Origin of the sequence: Brevibacterium sp. BDJS002, from assembly GCF_028201555.1 — a bacterium.
Lineage (GTDB): Bacteria > Actinomycetota > Actinomycetes > Actinomycetales > Brevibacteriaceae > Brevibacterium > Brevibacterium aurantiacum.
Genome location: NZ_CP116392.1, coordinates 92469 through 111582, shown reverse-complemented (window position 1 = coordinate 111582; position 19114 = coordinate 92469). Strand labels below are relative to the sequence as shown.

Here is a 19114-nt window from a genome sequence, read left to right as displayed (position 1 = left end):
GGTCGTCACTGGCGACGACTTTTTCGAGTTTCGCGTTGACTGAGCGGAAGCGAGCTCACCCGTCGAGCAGCGCTGCCGCGTACATCGGACGGGCCGCATCCGCGCTCGGCGGGTGGAAGAGCCCGGCCGTGGCATCGCGGAAGAGGCGGGAGAGTTCGTGCTTGTTGCCGAATCCGCTGCCGCTCGTGCACATCAGCGCGGTCTCGGCGCTGCAGCGGGCCGCCTCGGCGGACTTGATCCTCGCCCCCACCAGACGCAGCGGCCACCCGGAGCCGTGGTCGATGAGGTCATCGAAGTCCCGAGCATACGCGTCGATCATCGCCGTCACGGGCATGAAGTCGAGGTGGGCATCGGCCAGGCGCGTCCGGGCTTCGGGGACCTCGGCGAAGGTGACGCCGGCCTTCGCTGACTTCCGCTTGTGCAGTCCGGCGGCGCCCAGCTCGAGCGCACGGGCCGCGACTCCGGCATAGACGGCAGCGATGAGCAGCTGGAAGTTGCTCGTGATCGCGAAGGTGAGCAGATCGGGGTGTTTGCCGGCGGGGATGACGCGTGAGACCCGTTCGGGTTTCATCGGCACGTGGTCGAGGATCGTCGCCCGCGACTGCGAGGCCCGCATTCCCAGCACATCCCACTCGTCCGAGACCGTGATCCCGGGTGCATCGCGTTCGATGAATCCGTAGACGAGCTGCCCCTCGGCGGGCTCGTCCGCATCGAGACCGGCGATCCCGTCGTCGTCGGAGGCCACGGCACCGTGGACGATGAGCCTGGTCCACACAGGAGACAGCGAAGTGAAGATCTTGACCCCGGTCAGTTCGTATCCGCCGTCGGACGTCGGCACCGCCTCGGTGTTCGAGCCCTGCAGCACCCAGTCGTTCGACGGCTCCGAGATGCCGAAGGCGAAGATCTCGCCGGCCATGACCTCGTCGAACACCCAGTTCAGCGAGTCGTCGCCGCGATCGGACAGCGCCTTGACCACTCCGGTGGTCATGAGGTGCATGTTGATCGCCAGCGCCGTTCCGGGCGCCGCCGCTGCCAGCCTCTGCTGCAGTCGGGTGACCTCGAACAGGCTCAAACCAGGCCCGCCGTGGGACTCGGGCACGAAGAGGGTGAGGTAGCCGAAGTCCTTAAGCTCGGCGAGATCCTCGTCGAAGAATCGGTTCTCGCGGTCATAGACGTCGGCTCGTTCGCGGAATCGTTCGAGCACATCATCGGGCAGGTACCGCGCGGCGAGTTCGCTCACGCGTGTCTCACGGTCGGTCATCGTCTCTCCTTCGTCGAGGGGTCGGTCGCTTCTGCTGACGGTGTTGTGGGTTGCGCGGTGCGGCGCAGGATGATCGCGCCGTTGTGCCCGCCGAAGCCGAACGACGTTGACAGCACGGTGTCGACGGCCGCCTCGGCGAGGTTCGGTTCACCGCCCATCTCACGGGCGTGACCTGTGACGATGTCCCAGTCGGGGAACTCGTTGTCGTCGAGGTTGAGCGTCGGCGGCAGCGTCTGATCACGCATCGACAGGGTCGCGATGATCGCCTCGACGACCCCCGATGCGCCGAGGAGGTGCCCTGTCGTCGATTTCGTGGCCGAGATCGGGGTCGACCGTCCCGCCTCCCCCAGGGCCGCGCCGAAGGCGGCGAGTTCGGCGCGGTCGCCGGCCGGTGTGCCCGTGGCGTGAGCGTTGATGTGGTCGATATCGCAGGGTTCCAGCCCTGCATCGCTCACTGCCTGGACCACCGCCGAAGCGGCTCCCCGTCCGCCCGGATGCGGGTTCGTCGGGTGGTGGGCATCGCTGGCGGCGCCAAATCCGACGAGCTCGGCCAGCGGCGTCGCCCCACGTGAGGCCGCCGAGTCGGCGGATTCGAGGAGGATCGCGGCCGCACCTTGGCTCATGACGAAGCCGTTTCGGCCCCGGTCGAAGGGGCGGCTGGCGGCGGTCGGATCGTCTTCGTATCCGGCGGCGAGCGCGCGCATGTTCGCGTTCGAGGCGAGATTGACCGGGCCGAGGCAGTCCTCCATGCCGACGACGAGCACGGCGTCGGCGTAGCCGTGGCGGATGCGGCGCATCGCCTCGCCGAGGCCGATTGCCCCCGAAGCGCACGTCGCCGAGACTCCCTGGCCGGGACCGCGCAGGTCGAAGCGCTGGCTGATCAGCGCTGCCGCGGAGTCCGGTGCTCCGTGGATGGCGAGCGTCAGCGGGACGGAACGAGGACCGTCGGCGTCGAGGGCGCGGGTTGCTGCCTGCATGGCGTCGACGGGTCCCGATCCGGTGGCGGCGATGACGGCTGTGCGGTCGCGGTCCCAGGGCAGATCGTCGACGGCGGACTCGATGCCGCCTGCGCGCAGCGCTTGGTCGGCCGCGGCGATGGCCCAATGTTGGACGGGGCTGAGTCGGCGGGCGAGCGCTCGGGGCAGAACCGCCTCGGCGTCGAAGTCCTTGATCTGCCCGCCGATTCGCACTGCTAGGTCATCGAACTGCTCACCTGCGAGGACGTCGATGGCGCTGGTACCGCTGCGGACAGATCGCCAGAGGGTTTCGGGGTCCTGGCCGCTCGGGGTGATGGCGCCGAGTCCGGTGATGGCGACGTCACGCGTGTTGTCCGGTCGGTGCTGATGGCTCCGGGAGGCGTTCACAGCCGCTGTGCCTTTCCGCTCATGACCAGGTCAACGGCTTCGTGGCGTCGAATCTTCCCGCCGACGGTCCGCGGCAGCCGGTCGACTAAGTAGAACCGTCGCGGCACGAACTGCGGGGCCAGCTTCGCCCGTGCCTGGGCGAGCAGAGCTGCCTTGTCGGGCAAAGTCGATTCGCCATCCCCGGCATGGCTCCCGGAGCCCAGAGCACCCGGTTCGATGACGAGGGCGACGATGCTGCCGAGACCGTCGTCGGGCAGTGCGATCGCGCAGACCTCGCCGAGGCGGCCCTTCCCCGACCACGGATCCTCGCGGTCGAATCCCTCAAAGGCTCGTTCGACCTCGGGCAGGGACACCTTGTGCCCTCCGGTGATCGCAATGTCACCGGCCCGTCCGGCGAGTTGGAGGAGTCCGTTTTCGATCCGTCCCTGGTCGCCGACGGTGGCCCAGCCGTCGGGGCGTCGCAGCTGAGCGTCGGTGGTGCCGGTGACATAGCCGTCGGAGCAGGCGGCGGCGTGGATCCAGACCGTGCCGATCTCTCCGTCCGGCAGCCGGGCGCCGGATTCGTCGCGGACCTCGACGCCGATGGTGTCGTAGATCGAGATCCAGGTGCCGTCGCCATCACGGCTGTCGCCGATGAATCCGATCTCGGCGGCACCGTAGTAGCTGATCAGCCGGGCGTCGGGGAGGACGTCGGCGAGTGCCGAGCGGATGGAAGCGGGCAGGTTCGCTCCTCCGGTGACGACGAGGTCGAGACCGTGGAAGTTCTCAGGTGTTCGGCGGGCCGCCTCGGCGAGGGCCTTGACGACGGCGGGCACGGCGACGACGCGGGTGATGGCTTCGCCGGTGATGCGCGAGCCCATGGTGAAGGGGTCGAAGTCGTCGGCGACGTGGACGCTGCCGCCGGTGGCGAGGCTTTCGACGACGGCGTAGAGGGTGAGGCTGTAGGACACGGGGCCAGGCGCCAAGGTGGCCACTCCGGCGAAGGGTTCGAGGTGGGCCGAGGACACGGCCACGTTGTCGCGGTATTGCTGGCGGGTCTTGATGAAGGCCTTCGGGTTGCTCGTCGTGCCGGAGGAGAAGAGCATGAGGAACGGCTCATGCGCCTCGCGAACGGTCGGCGGTGCGGTGTCGGCGGGGTCGATGGCGGCTTCGCGGGCTTGGAAGTCGGTCGCTGTGATGACGGTTCCGGTCCAGCCGGCGGCGACGAGCGCCTCGGCGAGTGGGGGCGAGTCGCTGATGACGAGGCCGATGCCGGTGGTCGTGATGACTCCGACCTGATGGTCGAGCGGCCAGCGGGGGTCGATCGTGGCCGAGACCGCGCGGAAGCCGGCGAGGCCCGCGATGATGCGGGAGGTCTCGAACGCCGAGGTGAGGCTCACTGCCGTGATCGGGATCGCGTGGGTCTCGGGCGCGGGAGTCGGCGGATCGGTCTGGGCACGGTGGAGGGCGTCGACGGCGGCGAACATCGTGGCCGAGTCGGCGACGAGCTGCGCATAGGTGAGGGAGCGTGGGACCTTTGCTCCTTCGGCATGGTGGGCGCTCTCATCGTGGGCGGGGCTGCCAGAGGGGCCTCCGACGATGGCCAACTGGTCCGGATCGGCGGCCGCAACCTCGAGGATCCTCGACGTGATGGGCAATTCCGTCCTCCTCGAATTCGTTCCTCGCGGGCCCGTTCCCGGGCCGTCGTGGGCATGCACCGAGCACCGATCCCCAGTATAGGAGCGGCGCCGCCAACCGCGTCCTCCGGCTGGCGGCTGGCGGCGAGGTTGAGCAGCTCGGGCTGGGCGGTCAGGGCTCCGCGGAGTTCGGCGATGACGCTTTCGAACACGCGATTCCCCCTGGCACGGGCGATGACGACGTGGAGGCGGACGAGATCGGCCACGGTGCGGCGAGTGGCCGCGAGCTCGGCAGCCGGGACTTCGATGTGCGGGCGGGCCTCGTGGAGGTCTTGGGAAGAGTAGTCGCCGAGGTGCAGTCCGGTCTCCGGCGCGGAGGCGATGACGAAGGTGCCGCTGCCGGTCTTCGTCTCGCGTCGTTTCAGAATCTGAGATTCACAGTCGCCTGAGCGCCCTTCAGGAGCTGCGCGTCTCCTTTCGCATCCTGCGGCAACGATTGCCCGGCCCTCCGGAGGCGGCGAGAACAGTGAAAAACGGGCTGGGTGTCGAGAAACGCATGCGCACATGCGTTTCTCGACACCCAGCCCGTTTCTCGACGAAGGCTGAGGCCAAGCCCCCGTCAGTCAGCCACGTAGTACATGCGCTTGTTGACGAATTCGTCCATGCCGTAGGGGCCCAGTTCGCGGCCGAAGCCCGAACGCTTGGTGCCGCCGAATGGAATCTCCGCACCTTCGCCACCTGGGGTGTTGACGTTCGTCATGCCCACGTCGAGACGCTGAGCCAGCTTCGCAGCACGCTCGGGGTCCTTCGCGAACACGGCGCCGCCGAGGCCGAAGCGGGTGTCATTGGCCAGCTTCAAAGCGTCATCGTCGCTGCCCACCTTGTACACGGTGGCCACGGGGCCGAAGAGCTCCTCACGGTAGGCGTCCATGTCCGAGGTGACTCCGGTCAGCACGGCAGGAGAGACATAGGCCGAACCGTCGTCGGCAAGTTCGCCGCCAACGAGGGTCGCGCCCTGTTCGACTGCACGGTCGAGCTGCTTGCGCAGGTTTTCCGCGGCACCACGCGAGGACATCGGCGAATATTTGCCGTCGCCCGCCTCGTCGGGGGTGCCCTTCGTCCAATCCTGGGCGCGCTTAGTCAGCCCGGACACGAAGTCCTCGTAGATGTCGTCCATGACGATCATGCGCTTGTTCGCGTTGCAGACCTGGCCGGTGTTGTAGAGGCGGGTGCCCCATGCGGTGTCGACGGCCTCGTCCATGTTGTCCGTGTCGAGGACGATGTAGGGATCGGATCCGCCGAGTTCGAGGACGGCCTTCTTGAGGTTCTTGCCTGCAGTCGCGGCCACGGCCGAGCCGGCCCGCTCGGAGCCTGTCAGCGACACACCTTCGACGCGGTCATCGGCGATGATGGTCTCGATCTGCTCGTGTGTGGCGTAGATGTTGTTGTACACGCCCTCCGGGATGCCGGCTTCCTTCATCATGTCGGCGATGATCGCCGATGACCGGGGGCAGATCTCCGCATGCTTGAGGATGATCGTGTTGCCCAGCACCAGGTTCGGCGCAGCGAAGCGCGCAACCTGGTAGTAGGGGAAGTTCCAGGGCATGATGCCCAGGAGTGCTCCGACGGGTCGGCGCTGGATGAAGGCCTTGCCGCCCGACATCGATTCGATGGGCTCGTCCGCAGCGAACTTGGGTCCGTTGTCCGCGTAGTAGTTGAAGATGGCCTCGCAGAACTCGGCTTCCTCGATGCCTTCGGCGACGGGCTTGCCCATCTCCAAGGCGATGACCGTTGCGAGTTCTTCCTTGCGCTCACCGAACAGGGCGGCGACCTTGTTCACGATCGCGCCGCGCTCTTCGATGGTCTTCTCGCGCCAGGCCAGGTAGCCCTTGTGAGCCGCGTCGAGGACCTCCTCGATCTGCGCATCGGTGGCGTTGTCGAACGATTCGACGACCTCGCCCGTGGCCGGGTTCTCGACACGGTAGCCGCCTGCAGCACTGCCTACATTGCTCATTCCAGACTCCTTTGACTAGCGACGCCCTTGTAGCGCCGGATAAGGCGTTTGCATCGCTGTTGCCGCCGAAATCGACGGATCGCGTATGCCTGCCTCTCACGCTATCAACACGTGACGTGTGCAACAAGTGCCGGAACCTGGGGGAATCATCAGTGCGTGACGACCTGGAGCGGTCTCGCCGAGGTTGTGCGGATTTCGCGGACAATGTCACGAAATCCGCATCCTCGGCAGGTCGTACTCACGGTTTCTGCACCGCCCTGCGGCGCTCGTTCAACGCCGCGTCGAGACAGAGAGCCTCAGAAGATGGAGCTGTAGGCGTTGAGCGCCAGCTGTCCGCCGAGGTGGGCGTAGAGGACCGTCGAATCCTTCGCCACCGTGCCGCTTCCGACGAGGTCGAGCAGCCCCGCCATCGACTTGCCCTCGTAGACGGGGTCGAGGATGACGCCTTCGAGTTCGGCGGTGGTGCGGATCGCGTTGACGGTCGTCTCGTCGGGGATGCCGTAGGCAGGGCCTTCCCAGCCGGAGCGGATGTCGACGTCAGCATCGGTGATCTCCCGACCGAGGCCGATGAGGTCAGCGGCATTGTTCGCGATGCGTTTGACCTGGTCACGGGTCTTGTCCAGGGTCGCAGAGGCGTCGATGCCGATGACCTGGCGCTTGGGACCTCCGGCCGCCTCGAGCGCGGCGAAGCCTGCGATCATTCCCGCGTGAGTGGAGCCGGTGACCGTGCAGACGATGATCGTGTCGAAGAAGACGCCGAGCTCCCTCTCCTGTTCTGCGACCTCGTAGGCCCAGTTGACGAAGCCGAGTGCACCGAATTTGTGCTCCGAGGCACCGGCCGGAATGGGGTAGGGCCTGCCACCTGCGGCCTCCACCTCGGCGATGGCGTTCTCCCAGCTCGAGCGGATGCCGATGTCGAATCCAGCGGAGTCGAGGTGCACATCGGCGCCCATGATGCGGGAGAGTTCGATGTTGCCGACTTTGTCGTTGACCGGATCGTCCCAGTCGACCCAGCGTTCCTGGACGAGCCGCGACTTCAGTCCCAGGTGTGCCGCGACGGCCGCGACCTGCCGCGTGTGGTTCGACTGGTAGCCGCCGATCGAGACGAGCGTGTCCGCGTCAGAGGCGAGGATGTCGGGAACGATGTATTCGAGCTTGCGGGTCTTGTTGCCGCCGAACGCGAGTCCGGAGTTCACGTCTTCGCGCTTGGCCCATACCCGGGCCCCGCCGAGGCGGTCACTGAGTCGCTTCAGCTCGTGGACCGGGCTGGGCCCGAAGGTCAATGGGTAACGTTCGAAATCGGTGATTGCCATGGTGCCCTCTTCGTTTGGTGAAGCCGGTGTGGTCTGGTGAAACTGGAGTCGTCTGGTGAAGCCGGTGATGAGTCCTTGCGATATGCAATATATTGCATTCTGCGAAGGACTACAATGGGTCGAGCACGATATCCCATATGCCAGGACCGCCGAGCAGATCACCCCAACGACAGGATCGAGAGAGGTCGAGAGTGCCGATTCCCACGAATGCACCGATTCCCCAGCGCAGACTGCTGCGCGACGACGTCTACCGCTCGATCCGCGACGCCATCGTCCGAGGCCAGCTGGCACCCGGGGAACAGCTGCGCGACCAGGAGCTGGGGGCCTGGCTGCAGGTCTCGCGCACCCCCGTCCGGGAGGCGCTTCAACGCCTGGCACAGGCTGGACTGGTCGTGGCAGAGCCCGGACGCATGACCCGCGTGGCGCCGGAGAATCCCGAGGCAGTCGTCCACGCTCGCCAGATCGCGGCCCAACTGCACGCCCTGGCCATGAGCCTGGCCTTCCCGAACCTCAACGTATCCGATGTCTCCGCAATGGAAGCCGCCAACAATGAGCTGAGATCGGCACTGAGAGACTCCGACATCGACGCGGCCATCGCCGCCGATGACGCATTCCACGAGGTGGCCCTGGTCCGCAGCGGCAATCCCCTCATTCCCGAACACCTCGAGGTCGTCACCGCGACACTCCGGCGAGCCGAATATCTGCACTTCGACTCCGTCAAGGGCTCGGCCTCACCCGAGCAGCATGACCAGATCATTGCCGCCGTCCGCGCCGGCGAAGCCGACCGCGCAATGGCTCTGACCTGCGAGAACTGGTCGACGCTGACCAGCCACGGCGCCGACTGACTGAGCCTGCTGACTCCCCCGCCACTTCCGCCTGCCAACACAGCCCGATGACGCCCCTGGGTCGATCGCGCCCACAATAAGTCATCAAGTGATTAGATGTCTCGTGTAGAGTGGCGCCCACGATCACCGACGATCAAAGGAAGAACAATGCATTCGACGACGAAACGCATACTGTCCATCGGCCTGACTCTGGCGCTCCTGCTCAGCCTGGCCCTCGCCCTCACCCCACGATTGACCGCGGCCGCCACCCCGCCGAACCAAGCAGACAGCCGCTCCTCACCCGGATGCGGAGTCGAGCAGAAGCCCGGAAACGACCAGGGAACGATCACCTCGGCGGGAGAGGATCGCACCTACCGGATCAACATCCCCCGCGACTACGACATCACCTCGCCGATGCCGCTCATCCTCGGCTTTCACGGCCGCGGCTCCGATGGGGCGGAGTTTCAGAACTACACCGGACTTCCCGAACTGCCTGCCATCACGGTCTTCCCCGACGGCATCGCCGAGGACGGAAAACGCTCCTGGCAGGGCGCGCCCTACGCCAGCGGCGCCGATGACGTTCGCTTCGTCGCCGACCTCCTCGACTCGCTAGAGGACGACCTCTGCATCGACCTCAACCGCGTCTTCGCAACCGGAAAATCCAACGGAGGCGGCATGGTCTCGGTCCTCGCCTGCCAGCTGCGGGACCGATTCTCCGCCTTTGCCACGATCGCCGGCGCCTACTACCCGCAGTCCTTCGACGGCTGCGACTACTCCGAACCGACGCCGATGCTCGCCATCCACGGCACGGGCGACGCCACCATGCACTACGAGGGAGGCGAGCGCCAGGGCGAGACCTACCCATCGGTGCGCACCTGGCTGGAGCCCTGGGCCGAGGCCGCGGACTGCACCGGCTCGAAGGATCGGAAGGTCGGCAAGAGGGGTGAGAAGGTCGTGCGCACCAAGTGGCAGAACTGCCGGGACGGAGTCGATGTCGAACTCTATTCTGTTGCCGACGGCGGTCACGTCTGGCCAGGTGAGACCATGTACAGCGGTGGTGGATATGTCACGCAGGATTTCTCCGCCACGGACACCCTGTGGGAGTTCTTCAAGGACCATCCGAGGGCCGAACCTGCCCACGAGTGACCCTTGACACACGATTCACTAAGTGATTAGATGACTTAAACACTTGAAGGAGAGTGCCATGACAGCACCCATCGGACTCGTCGAACGACTCACCCGCGAGATCGTCGACACGATTCGCACCCAGAACCTGCAGCCCGGTCAGACCCTGCCCTCGGCAAAGGCCCTGGCTGAGCGCTTCGAGGTCACCGTCCCCACCGTCCGCGAGGCCCTGCGCCGCCTCGAGGCCACAGGATCGGTCGAGCTCAAGCACGGTTCCGGCACCTATGTGCGAGAGGCGATCAACCGTCGCATCCTCGACAATCCGCACTACGTGCCCGTGGATCTCGCCGCAGCCATCGAGCTTCTCGATGCACGCATCGCCATCGAACCCGGCATCGCGGAACTCGCGGCCAGCGTCCAAGGTGACAGTGCCGTGGAGACGATGGAGACCGCGGTCGACAACGCCCTGCAGCTGCACACCGAGGTGCCCGCGGGTCACTTCCACGTCGAGCTGGCCAAGGCCTCGGGGAATCGGGCGCTGCACGAAATGCTCGTCTCCCTGCTTGCCATTCACTCCCGCACTCAGCAGGCGGCCCGCTTCACCTACGATCGCCTCCGCGACCACGACGAGCACGCCGACATCCTCGATGCGATCAAGCGCGGCGATGGCCTCGAAGCATCGCACCGGACGCGCAAACACCTCGAGAGCATCAAAGCCGCGGTGCTGGCCGATTGGTCGGAACAGTCTGCAGCCGATTGGTCGGAGTCCACCACCACTGAAGGAACCGAACAGTGACCCGGCAGAGCGTGGCCGAGATCCGACCACAGGTCCGCAAGTACGGAGAGCTGACCTCGCTCGAGGTCGAGGTTGCCAAGGCGAATGACGCCCTCCTCATCCTGCCGGTCGGCGCCTGCGAGCAGCACGGCGACGGGCTGCCGCTGAGCACCGACAGCATCCGGGCCGACCACGTGGCCATGGCCGTGGCCGAGGAGCTTGCCGGCAGCACCGAATCACCCAACGCCTTCGTCCTCCCCAGCATCGACTACGGGGTGTCTCCTCATCACGGGAACCTGCCCGGCACGATCAGCCTCGATCCGCGGACCTTCGTCGACATCGTGACCACCGTGGCCGGTCAGCTCTGCGACTCCGGCTTCACCCGCATCCTCGTGGTCACCGGCCACGGAGGCAACATCGCCGCTCTCGGGGTCGCCCAACAGGTGCTGCTGAGCTCCCACCCGGATCTCGCCTTCGCCTACTCACCGGTCAGCGGCCTAGCCACCGAGACGACCGCCCAGCTGCCACGCACCGAGGTCAGTGGGCATTCGGGTGAATCGGAGACCTCGCAGATGCTGGCCATCGACGACAGCCTCGTCGACTCATCTCGACTCACTGCCGGTGCCACGGCACTCGACGAGCTGTCTCCGCGAGCACGCCTGACCCGGACCAAATCACCGTCCAGCGCGGTCACCTTCGACCGATACGCCGACAACGGTGTTCTGGGCGACCCTCGCACGGCCACGGTCACGGCCGGGGAGGACATCCTCGGCGAGATCATTGCGAAACTCGTCTCCTACTCCAAGGAGATGCTGCGTCTATGACAGCCGCCCGCACCTGATCCCACCAACGATCCGCAGCCACACCTTTCACCGCAGCTACACCTTTCACTTCAGTCACACCTTCACCACCTCAGTCCCATCTCTCTGACCAATGGAGTTCACGGGTCGCGCCGAGTCGTGCCCAAATGCTCCTTCACCACCTGGAAAAACAGGAGCCAGACATGGAAACGACCACCACGGACAAGCCCACTCAGGAACGCCTCCCAGCAGTCATCCGCTTCCTCAACGTCATCGAGAACGTCGGCAACAGACTCCCGCACCCCTTCTGGCTGTTCTGGATCCTGGCCGGAATCCTCGCCGTCCTCAGCCTCGTTCTCTCCTCCATGGGAGTCGGGGTCAACGACCCCGGCACCGGGGAATGGACGCCGGTGAACAATCTGCTCAGCGGCGACGGGATCGCGATGGCGGTGAGCACCTCGCTCGACGCCTACCAGTCCTTCCCGCCGCTGATCACGATCATGGTCGTCATCATGGGAGTGGCCCTGGCCGAGCGCACCGGGTTGCTGTCCACAGCGATGAAGGTCTCGATCGCGAAGGTCCCCGCGTCTCTCATCGTCTTCACCGTCGCCTTCATGGGCACAGTCTCCCACGTGGCCTCGGCAGCGGCCTACGTCATCCTCGTCCCCTTGGGCGGCATGGTGTTCAAGGCGGTCGGGCGCTCCCCCGTCCTCGGCGTCATCGTCGCCTACACCTCGATCGCCTCGGGATACGACGCCAGCCCCATCCCGACTCCAAATGATGCGATCTTCGCAGGAATCACCTCGGCGGCGGCGAACATCATCGATCCGGACTACATCGTCACTCCGATCGGCAACTGGTACTTCAACATCGCCAGCTCCATCCTGCTGGCCATCGTCATCACCATCGTCACCGAACTCGTGCTCACCAAGCGTCAGAACCTCGAAGCTGACGAGGACGCCGAACACGAAGACCTGGTCATCACCGCCAAGGAGCGGTCGGCGCTGCGGTACTCGATGTTCGCAGTGATCGCGATGCTCCTCTTCGTCGTAGTCCTCGTCGTCCCGGACAATGCTCCCCTGCGCGGGGATGGTCCCATCGGCGAGTCCCCGTTCCTCACCGGCATCGCATTCATCATCGCCATGATCTTCGGCGTCGGCGGAATGGTCTACGGGTTCCGTGAGGGCACGATCGAGAAGTTCGCCGACGTCCCCAAGCTCATGAGCCAGGGCATCGTGTCCATGGCCCCCGTCCTCGTCCTGTTCTTCGCGATCGCCCAGTTCCTCGAGTACTTCGCGTGGACGAACATCGGCATGCTGGTGTCCGTGTCGAGCTCGGAACTGTTCACCGGCCTCGGCCTGCCGACGTGGGTGATCTTCATCCTCGTGCTGATCGTTCTCTCGATCGTCAACGTCCTCATCACCTCAGGCTCGGCGATGTGGGCGATCATGGCCCCGGTCATCGTGCCGATGCTCATGCTTCTCGACGTCCCACCCGAGACCTCGCAGGCCCTCTTCCGCATCGCCGACTCGGGTTCGACTTCGATCACCCCGATGAGCCCCTACTTCATCCTGGCCCTCGGCTTCATGCAGCGCTATCAGAAGTCCGCAGGCATCGGCACCCTCGCCTCCCACACCCTGCCGCTGGCAGTGTGTATGACGATCATGTGGAGCCTGCTGTTCTTCCTCTGGTGGGGCCTGGGAATTCCACTCGGACCGGACGCCCCCGTACGGTGATGATCTGGCGCGCGAGAGACTGCGAATGACATTCGCTCGACACTCCGCAGCAGGTACACCTGCACAATGGTTCACCGAAATGGTTCCACTCCTGGTCAGGAACCTTGTTTCCACCCTCGGCACCGATAGCACAAGGGGTATTTCCACAGGCGTTGTCGAAAAAGCGCCCAGAAAAGTTATTGACTCGATATAAATGACCGATATACTCGTCGGTAACACCCCGCAGTAATATACATCACAACGAGACGAGATACGTCACGGTGCGACGCCGACATAGCTGTCGGCCTCCGGAGGAGGATCAATGAAGTTCCCGAAGCTCAGCAACAGCATCCGCAAGATCGGCAGATCACACACAGGTCGAATCGCCCTAGTCGCGATTCCTACGGGTGTCGTCTCCGCCATTCTGATGGGCGGGGTAGCTCAGGGCGCTGTTCCAGTTTCATTCGCGGTGTCAGGAACTCAGTTCCAGATCACCTCCTCGCAGCTCGAGGGAACAGGCTTCTCCCAGTACAGCGGGTACGCCAAGGACGCAGAGGGTGGAAAGCACTCGGTTGTGACCGCCAACATCAAGGACGCCACGCTGGAGAACCTCTGCCAGTCGGCAGTCGCGGACACACCGATGGGCAAGGTGGGTGTGCTCATCAAGGCCGGCGGTAAGGGAACTCCTGCATCGGCCAAGGACCTGCAGATCGGCATGACGGGACTCCGTGGCGACGCCGAGTTCAAGAACATCCGCATCGGCGTCGACGCATCCGACGTCAACACTGAGGAGAAGGGGACCAAGGGCGACTTCGCCCAGGACGCCGACACAATCTCGATCAAGAAGCTGGAACAGGACTCGTGGAGCACCACAGCCTCCGTGTTCACCCTGAAGGACATGGAACTGAAGCTCACTGACGGATCCGAGACGTGCTTCTGATGAAGGAAGCCGCAATCAACGATCAGCAGACCGACAGGCAGGAGGACTCCGTGCAGCGTACGAATCTGCTCGCGTTGTCCCGCCGATCACGCCGCAACAGTGAGCGCGTGGAGGCCCAGCCCGAATCGACCGTTGAGACGGCCGAATTCGCCGCTGCGACATCCGGTCGTGACGATGCCAATCGTGAGGATGCCACCAACGAAGCAGCCGGTCACGAAGCGACCGGTAGCGAAGCGGCGGGTCACGAAGCAGCCGATCGCGAAGATGCTGCTAGTGAAGATGCTGCTCGTGAAGGAACCGGTCGCAAGGGAACCGGTCGCGAGGATGCCCCAAAGCGTCACCGCTTCCGGAACTGGCGTCGCCAGCGTCCCTTCATCGGCGGAGTGCTGGCCGTGCTCGGCGGAGTCGAGCTCTTCTTCTCCGGGCAGCTCGACACCGGCAACCTGCAGGTTCAGTTCGGCATCGAGGGTCTGCAGGCCACGGTCATTCCGATCGCTCTCGTGGTGCTCGGGCTCCTGTCGATGTTCAGGCCCACGCATCACGTGTTCTACGGGATCATCGCTCTCGTTCTTTCGGTCTACTCGCTCATCGGGGTCAACCTCGGCGGGTTCATCCTCGGAATGCTGCTGTCCTCGATCGGATCGATTCTCATTGTCGCCTGGATGGGACCTCGGAAGCCGAAGTCCGACGCTCCAAGCTCGGACGCTCAGGCACCAGCTGCCGGGCGGAGGGAAGACACTCAATCCGCAGGTGAAGAGGGCGTTGCATGAGGGCGCCCAGCCGCCGCACGGCGTCGCTCCTGGCGGCAGCTGCCCTCATCGTCCCGTCTGCTGTGGGAGTGACAGCGGCAGCACCGGCTCACTCATCTCCACTGTGCAATCCGCTGTTCGGATGTGAGGATTCGGAATCGAAGGAGCCGAGTCCGGATGTGAAGCCCACGGCACCGATCTCTCCGGAGATTCCCGTGAAGCCGAAGGATCCGAAGTCGCCGGGACCCACCGACGAACCGACAGACGAACCGACTGAGACGCCGACGGATGAACCTTCCGAGACGCCTACAGACGAACCGTCAGACGAGCCCACCGATCCAGGTGGGTTGGGGGTCAAGGATCCAGATGAAGAGCCGGATGATGAGGAGCTGAACGGCGATTTCCCGAAGGATGCTCAGCTCGATGAGAACGCTCCGATCTTCACTAAGACTCCCGCGGCCATGGGCTCTGAGTCACTGTCATTCAAGGGGCTCAAAGGGATCTCGTTCGCAGCTGTTCCGACCGCCGACGGCGGGAAGATCACCACGCTGAAGATCCAGGCCGAGGAGATCTCTATCGACGGGTTCTCCCTCACGGTGCGTCCGCCGGAGGAGAAGGAAGGACTGTTGACCACCGCTGACACGATGACGCTCAAGGGCGATGTCACGGTGTACATCGGTTCGATCACCGCCACGACGAAGAACGGCGATTCGCTGACCCTGGGTCCCGAAACGCCGCCGACCATGGACGATGTCGAACCTGGACTCCTGCGAGTCACGATGGGATTGGTCGGTTCCACCGCCGATTCGATCAACTACTCGAACACCGACCAGGAGCTCAAGGAAGCCTGATCACGACCGCGTCGACTCGTTCGTCGCACACGCGTCACCTACAAGAGGCCCGTCGTTTCCCAGCATTGCGTACTGCTGGGAAACGGCGGGCCTCTTCATCCGTCCTTGCTCATCTTCATTCGTCCCTGCTCAGTCGCCCCTCTTCGCACGCTCCAGCTTCTTGGCTTTGAGCGAATCCCGCACCTCACGTAGTTTGTCGCGCTTACGACGACGTCCCGCCTCGGCGGCCTTGATCTGCTCCGCGGTCGGTTCATGATCACCCATGCCGACCTGCAGCTCGGCCGGTGTGATCTCACGCATCACGCCGACGTCGATGCGTTTGCGCAGCCGCAGAATCTCAAGGCGCAGGATCCGGGACAGGAAGTACAGGCCCAGCAGGTTGGGGAAGGCCATGAGGAAGAAGATGGCATCGGAGAACGCGATGACCGATTCCAGCGACATGGAGGCACCGACGATGACGGCCAGGATCCAGAAGATCTGGTAGGCCTTATCGGCCTTCTTCGAATTCCCCGTCAGATATCCCAGGGCCTGCTGGCCGTAGTATCCGTAGGCGAGGATCGTCGAGAAGGCGAAGAGCACCACACAGATGGTGAGCAGGATCGGGAACCATCCGGCCACCGTCGCGAACGCCTCGGAGGTCAGACCGATTCCATCCTCCGAGCTCGACCCGTATAGACCGGTGGTGATGATCGCCAAGGAGGTCAGGGTGCAGATGATGACGGAGTCGATGAGCGGCTCCCACATCGCCACGAAGCCCTCGGTGGCAGGCTTCGTCGTCTTCGATGCTGCGTGGGCCATGGCCGCCGAACCGATGCCGGCGGCGTTCGAGAACAGGGCCCTCTGAATACCGACGATGGCCACACCGATGACTCCGCCGGTGAGGCCATCAGGGGTGAAGGCACCAGTGAACATGAGTGCGAAGGCATGCGGGATCTCACCGATATTCATGACGAGGATGACGAGGATGACGAGGATGCTGAGGAAGTAGAGAATCGCCATCATCGGAGTCAGCTTCGACGTCCACTGGCCGATCTTCTTGATCCCGCCGAGGATGACCAGTGCCGTCAGCGCCGCGACGACGGCGCCGATGAGCCACAGCTTGTCGGCGAGGAAGCTGCTGTCCCCGCCCGTGGCTTTGACCAGGATCGCCGCGGCCTGGTTGGCCTGGAACAGATTGCCCGCACCGATGACTCCGATGACGGTGGCGATCGCGTAGAAGACCGCGAGGAACCTGCCGAGCTTGGGGCGCCCGATTTCGGCCAGACCGTCGCGCAGGTAGTACATCGGCCCACCGGAGACGGTGCCGTCTGCCTGGATCTTCCGATACTTCACGCCGAGAGTCGCCTCGGCCATCTTCACGGTCATGGCGAAGAAGCCGAAGATGATGATCCACAGGGCGGCTCCGGGTCCGCCGACGGTGATCGCGACAGCGACGCCGGCAATGTTGCCCAGCCCCACCGTCCCGGAGAGTTCGGTCGCGAGGGCTTGGAAGCTCGATACCTGGCCCGGATCCGTTTTGCGGGTGAAGCGCCCGCGGATGATGCCGATCGAGTACTTCAATCCCCTGATGGGCTGGAAGCGCAGGTAGACGGTGAGGAATACCGCCGCCGCCATGAGCCAGACGACGATGAGGGGGATGCCGACTCCGCCGATGGAGAGCTCGAAGAACACGACGTTGCTGAAGGCTTGGGCGATCGGACCGACGAACGATTCGATCGCCTGGTCGATGCCCGAAGCGGCCGTGATGTCTGCGGCCGCCTGGGTTTCGGCCACGGCGTGGGAAGCGGTGGTCATCCGGTCGGCATTGATCGGGATGGAATCCAGGACGGCGATGTCGTGGATCTGGTCAGAATTTTCAATTATGGAGTTCATTCTCACGGGCGCTTGGTTGCGATTCGTCCGGAGGATCGGTCCGGCACCGGCGCCTGAAAACAACCTAGCAAGAACTCCACGAGCTGTCAGCTAACGTTCAGCTTTCAACAAACTCCGAGGTCACCGGGCTTTCCCGAGGTCACTGGCGTCGGCGCAGGAAGTCGACGAAGCTGTGCGCGATTGCCCGGTTGATTCTCACCAGCCCGGCGTCCGCCTCGGCGACCTCGGCCCTGATGGATTCGTTGGTCTTGCCCTCGGGCAGTTGGAGGGGGTCCGAACTCAGCCACTGTGCGACCTGCGCGGCATCGGACTCGGGATGGAACTGGGTGCCCCACGCGAATTCGCCGACCCGGTACCCCTGCACGGGTGCGTCGGAGCCGGTGAGCAGGAGTTCTGCGCCCTCGGGCAGCTCCATCTCCTCCTGGTGGAAGAGGACCGCGGGAATCGTCTCTCCCGGTCCGCTGGCGATGGCCGCGAACACGGGATCCTTCTCCCCCGCCGAGGTGGTGTGCAGATCGTAGATCCCGATCTGGGGGCGATCGCGTCGGAAGATCCTCGCCGAGGTGGCTGCTGCCAACAGCTCCCCGCCGAGACAGATGTTGAAGCTGGGAAACTCCCCCGCCGCCGAGTCTCGCAGCAGGCTCCTGACCTTGGGCAGCCACGGGTTGACCGTGTCCTCGAGAGGCCCTGCGGATCCTCCCAGAACGAGGAGAGCGGCATAGCCGTCATCGGCAGCTGAGCCGTGAAGCGCGGCTGAGCTCTGAAGCGCGGTAGGGATTTCGTCGCCGAGGTAGGGGCGAAGGACATCCACCTCGGCGCCGGCCTCTCTCAGCCAGTCGCCGAACCGCTTCGGCCCCGCGCCGTCTTCGTGCTCGATGACCAGGATTCTCAATTCGCTCATGGAGTCATTGTCACCGATGCGAATCGGTGCCGTCGACATAGTCTTGGAGCTGAGATTGGATTAGTTTTGGCAGAGTCTTGAATCTGACATCGTGTCAGGTGGGTCAATGGTGATGACGACACGAGTAGGTGACATGGGACGAAGTGAACACCGCATGAGGATCGGTGAATTCGCCAGGCTCGGCCAGGTGTCAATCCGGATGCTCCGGCACTACGAGGCGCTGGACCTGCTCATCCCGCAGCACGTCGATCGCTTCAGCGGCCACCGCAGCTACTCGGTGGCGCAGTTGACCAGATTGAACCGAATCATGGCGCTGAGCTCGCTGGGGATTTCACTGAAGAGAATCAGTGTTCTCCTCGATTCCGAGCCGAGTACCAGCGAATTGGTCGACATGCTCACTCTCCGTCGCCATAAGCTGCAGACCGAACAAGAGGTCGCGGCAGCATCTCTGGCCGAAATCGAGTTTCGATTGGCCCTCATCGAAAGGACGACCATGAAGTTCCCGGACTGCGTCATCAAGGAATTGCCGGCAGAGAGAATCATCGGCACGACTGTCCTGCTCGGCGAACCCCCGTTTGATACCTCGGAGATCGGCCCACTATTCGGCAAAGTCGCTGGTCAGATCATAGCTGCCGGTGGCGACCTCGATGTCGGCGTCGGGCTCTACTCCGATTCCGAGGCGGGCACCGAGGTCACATGCGGTTACCGCATGAACTCGGCCGATGGCAACGGTCTCAACACAACCGGCCCCACCAGCACCGAACTGGACACCATCGAGTTGCCGCCATGCACTGCTGCCACTCTCATCCACGAGGGTTCGATGAGCAGAATCGGTGCGAGCTGGCAGCACCTGAGCGAGTGGTGTCTCAACCAAGGTTATTCGCTCAACGGTCCTTGTCGAGAGATCTATCTGGAGGAAGACGACGGCGACGGTTCTGACTGGGTGGTCGAACTCCAGCAGCCGATCACCCGCTAGGCACACGAAACGGGGCCC

General features: G+C 64.3%; 17 protein-coding genes. 10 read left to right on the top strand and 7 right to left on the bottom strand.

The window, feature by feature from the left end; genetic code table 11:
- Nucleotides 1–55: 55 nt before the first annotated feature.
- The 3 genes from PGC08_RS00515 to PGC08_RS00505 are packed head-to-tail and all read right to left on the bottom strand — an operon-like array spanning nucleotide 56 to nucleotide 4262.
- Nucleotides 56–1261, bottom strand: coding sequence for an acyl-CoA dehydrogenase family protein (locus PGC08_RS00515; protein ID WP_069599160.1), 1206 nt, complete (start codon nucleotides 1259–1261; stop codon nucleotides 56–58).
- Nucleotides 1258–2625 carry a beta-ketoacyl-[acyl-carrier-protein] synthase family protein gene (locus tag PGC08_RS00510; protein WP_271709237.1) on the bottom strand — a complete coding sequence of 456 codons (1368 nt, stop codon included), beginning with the start codon at nucleotides 2623–2625 and terminating at the stop codon, nucleotides 1258–1260. The genes PGC08_RS00515 and PGC08_RS00510 overlap by 4 nt, the downstream gene beginning before the upstream one ends.
- Nucleotides 2622–4262 carry a class I adenylate-forming enzyme family protein gene (locus PGC08_RS00505; RefSeq protein ID WP_271709236.1) on the bottom strand — a complete coding sequence of 547 codons (1641 nt, stop codon included), beginning with the start codon at nucleotides 4260–4262 and terminating at the stop codon, nucleotides 2622–2624. Before PGC08_RS00505 ends, PGC08_RS00510 begins: the two co-directional genes overlap by 4 nt.
- A 221-nt stretch (nucleotides 4263–4483) precedes the next feature.
- Here PGC08_RS00505 and PGC08_RS00500 point away from each other — a divergent pair, with 221 nt between their 5' ends.
- Entirely contained in the window at nucleotides 4484–4690 is a 207-nt protein-coding gene (locus PGC08_RS00500) for a hypothetical protein (protein WP_069599157.1), read from the top strand.
- A gap of 170 nt (nucleotides 4691–4860) precedes the next feature.
- Here PGC08_RS00500 and PGC08_RS00495 read toward each other — a convergent pair whose 3' ends face one another.
- A complete protein-coding gene (locus PGC08_RS00495; protein ID WP_009884751.1) occupies nucleotides 4861–6255 on the bottom strand; it encodes an NAD-dependent succinate-semialdehyde dehydrogenase in 1395 nt (464 codons plus the stop codon).
- A 296-nt stretch (nucleotides 6256–6551) separates the two neighbouring features.
- Nucleotides 6552–7568, bottom strand: coding sequence for a 1-aminocyclopropane-1-carboxylate deaminase (locus tag PGC08_RS00490; protein WP_069599156.1), 1017 nt, complete (start codon nucleotides 7566–7568; stop codon nucleotides 6552–6554).
- Nucleotides 7569–7759: 191 nt separating this feature from the next.
- Here PGC08_RS00490 and PGC08_RS00485 point away from each other — a divergent pair, with 191 nt between their 5' ends.
- The 8 genes from PGC08_RS00485 (at nucleotide 7760) to PGC08_RS00450 (ending at nucleotide 15347) form a co-directional block, all read left to right on the top strand.
- Nucleotides 7760–8413, top strand: coding sequence for a GntR family transcriptional regulator (locus PGC08_RS00485; RefSeq protein WP_096157883.1), 654 nt, complete (start codon nucleotides 7760–7762; stop codon nucleotides 8411–8413).
- Nucleotides 8414–8560: 147 nt separating this feature from the next.
- Entirely contained in the window at nucleotides 8561–9538 is a 978-nt protein-coding gene (locus tag PGC08_RS00480; RefSeq protein WP_164513909.1) for an alpha/beta hydrolase family esterase, read from the top strand.
- A 58-nt stretch (nucleotides 9539–9596) separates the two neighbouring features.
- Nucleotides 9597–10313, top strand: coding sequence for a FadR/GntR family transcriptional regulator (locus PGC08_RS00475; protein ID WP_009884747.1), 717 nt, complete (start codon nucleotides 9597–9599; stop codon nucleotides 10311–10313).
- Nucleotides 10310–11116 carry a creatininase family protein gene (locus tag PGC08_RS00470; RefSeq protein ID WP_083248596.1) on the top strand — a complete coding sequence of 269 codons (807 nt, stop codon included), beginning with the start codon at nucleotides 10310–10312 and terminating at the stop codon, nucleotides 11114–11116. The genes PGC08_RS00475 and PGC08_RS00470 overlap by 4 nt, the downstream gene beginning before the upstream one ends.
- 179 nt (nucleotides 11117–11295) lie before the next feature.
- A complete protein-coding gene (locus tag PGC08_RS00465; RefSeq protein WP_009884745.1) occupies nucleotides 11296–12828 on the top strand; it encodes an AbgT family transporter in 1533 nt (510 codons plus the stop codon).
- A gap of 301 nt (nucleotides 12829–13129) precedes the next feature.
- On the top strand, nucleotides 13130–13747 hold the full coding sequence (locus PGC08_RS00460) for a DUF6230 family protein (protein ID WP_271709235.1): 618 nt from the start codon (nucleotides 13130–13132) through the stop codon (nucleotides 13745–13747).
- Nucleotides 13747–14517, top strand: a complete 771-nt coding sequence (locus tag PGC08_RS00455; RefSeq protein WP_180959192.1) for a DUF6114 domain-containing protein — start codon at nucleotides 13747–13749, stop codon at nucleotides 14515–14517. The genes PGC08_RS00460 and PGC08_RS00455 overlap by 1 nt, the downstream gene beginning before the upstream one ends.
- Nucleotides 14514–15347, top strand: a complete 834-nt coding sequence (locus PGC08_RS00450) for a hypothetical protein (protein WP_029417588.1) — start codon at nucleotides 14514–14516, stop codon at nucleotides 15345–15347. Before PGC08_RS00455 ends, PGC08_RS00450 begins: the two co-directional genes overlap by 4 nt.
- 129 nt (nucleotides 15348–15476) lie before the next feature.
- Here the strand turns inward: PGC08_RS00450 and PGC08_RS00445 are convergent, their stop codons facing one another.
- Entirely contained in the window at nucleotides 15477–17219 is a 1743-nt protein-coding gene (locus tag PGC08_RS00445; RefSeq protein ID WP_271709234.1) for an alanine/glycine:cation symporter family protein, read from the bottom strand.
- A 139-nt stretch (nucleotides 17220–17358) separates the two neighbouring features.
- Entirely contained in the window at nucleotides 17359–18120 is a 762-nt protein-coding gene (locus PGC08_RS00440) for a type 1 glutamine amidotransferase (protein WP_271709233.1), read from the bottom strand.
- A 154-nt stretch (nucleotides 18121–18274) separates the two neighbouring features.
- On the opposite strand from PGC08_RS00440, the gene PGC08_RS00435 reads away from it, so the two are divergent.
- Nucleotides 18275–19096, top strand: a complete 822-nt coding sequence (locus PGC08_RS00435; RefSeq protein WP_069599150.1) for a MerR family transcriptional regulator — start codon at nucleotides 18275–18277, stop codon at nucleotides 19094–19096.
- Nucleotides 19097–19114: the final 18 nt, after the last annotated feature.

Bases quoted from the DNA above. Each gene is read 5' to 3' on its own strand.
- PGC08_RS00515 (WP_069599160.1), bottom strand. From the start codon at position 1,261: ATGACCGACCGTGAGACACGCGTGAGCGAACTCGCCGCGCGGTACCTG.
- PGC08_RS00495 (WP_009884751.1), bottom strand. From the start codon at position 6,255: ATGAGCAATGTAGGCAGTGCTGCAGGCGGCTACCGTGTCGAGAACCCG.
- PGC08_RS00490 (WP_069599156.1), bottom strand. From the start codon at position 7,568: ATGGCAATCACCGATTTCGAACGTTACCCATTGACCTTCGGGCCCAGC.
- PGC08_RS00480 (WP_164513909.1), top strand. From the start codon at position 8,561: ATGCATTCGACGACGAAACGCATACTGTCCATCGGCCTGACTCTGGCG.
- PGC08_RS00475 (WP_009884747.1), top strand. From the start codon at position 9,597: ATGACAGCACCCATCGGACTCGTCGAACGACTCACCCGCGAGATCGTC.
- PGC08_RS00465 (WP_009884745.1), top strand. From the start codon at position 11,296: ATGGAAACGACCACCACGGACAAGCCCACTCAGGAACGCCTCCCAGCA.
- PGC08_RS00460 (WP_271709235.1), top strand. From the start codon at position 13,130: ATGAAGTTCCCGAAGCTCAGCAACAGCATCCGCAAGATCGGCAGATCA.
- PGC08_RS00455 (WP_180959192.1), top strand. From the start codon at position 13,747: ATGAAGGAAGCCGCAATCAACGATCAGCAGACCGACAGGCAGGAGGAC.
- PGC08_RS00450 (WP_029417588.1), top strand. From the start codon at position 14,514: ATGAGGGCGCCCAGCCGCCGCACGGCGTCGCTCCTGGCGGCAGCTGCC.
- PGC08_RS00445 (WP_271709234.1), bottom strand. From the start codon at position 17,219: ATGAACTCCATAATTGAAAATTCTGACCAGATCCACGACATCGCCGTC.
- PGC08_RS00440 (WP_271709233.1), bottom strand. From the start codon at position 18,120: ATGAGCGAATTGAGAATCCTGGTCATCGAGCACGAAGACGGCGCGGGG.
- PGC08_RS00435 (WP_069599150.1), top strand. From the start codon at position 18,275: ATGAGGATCGGTGAATTCGCCAGGCTCGGCCAGGTGTCAATCCGGATG.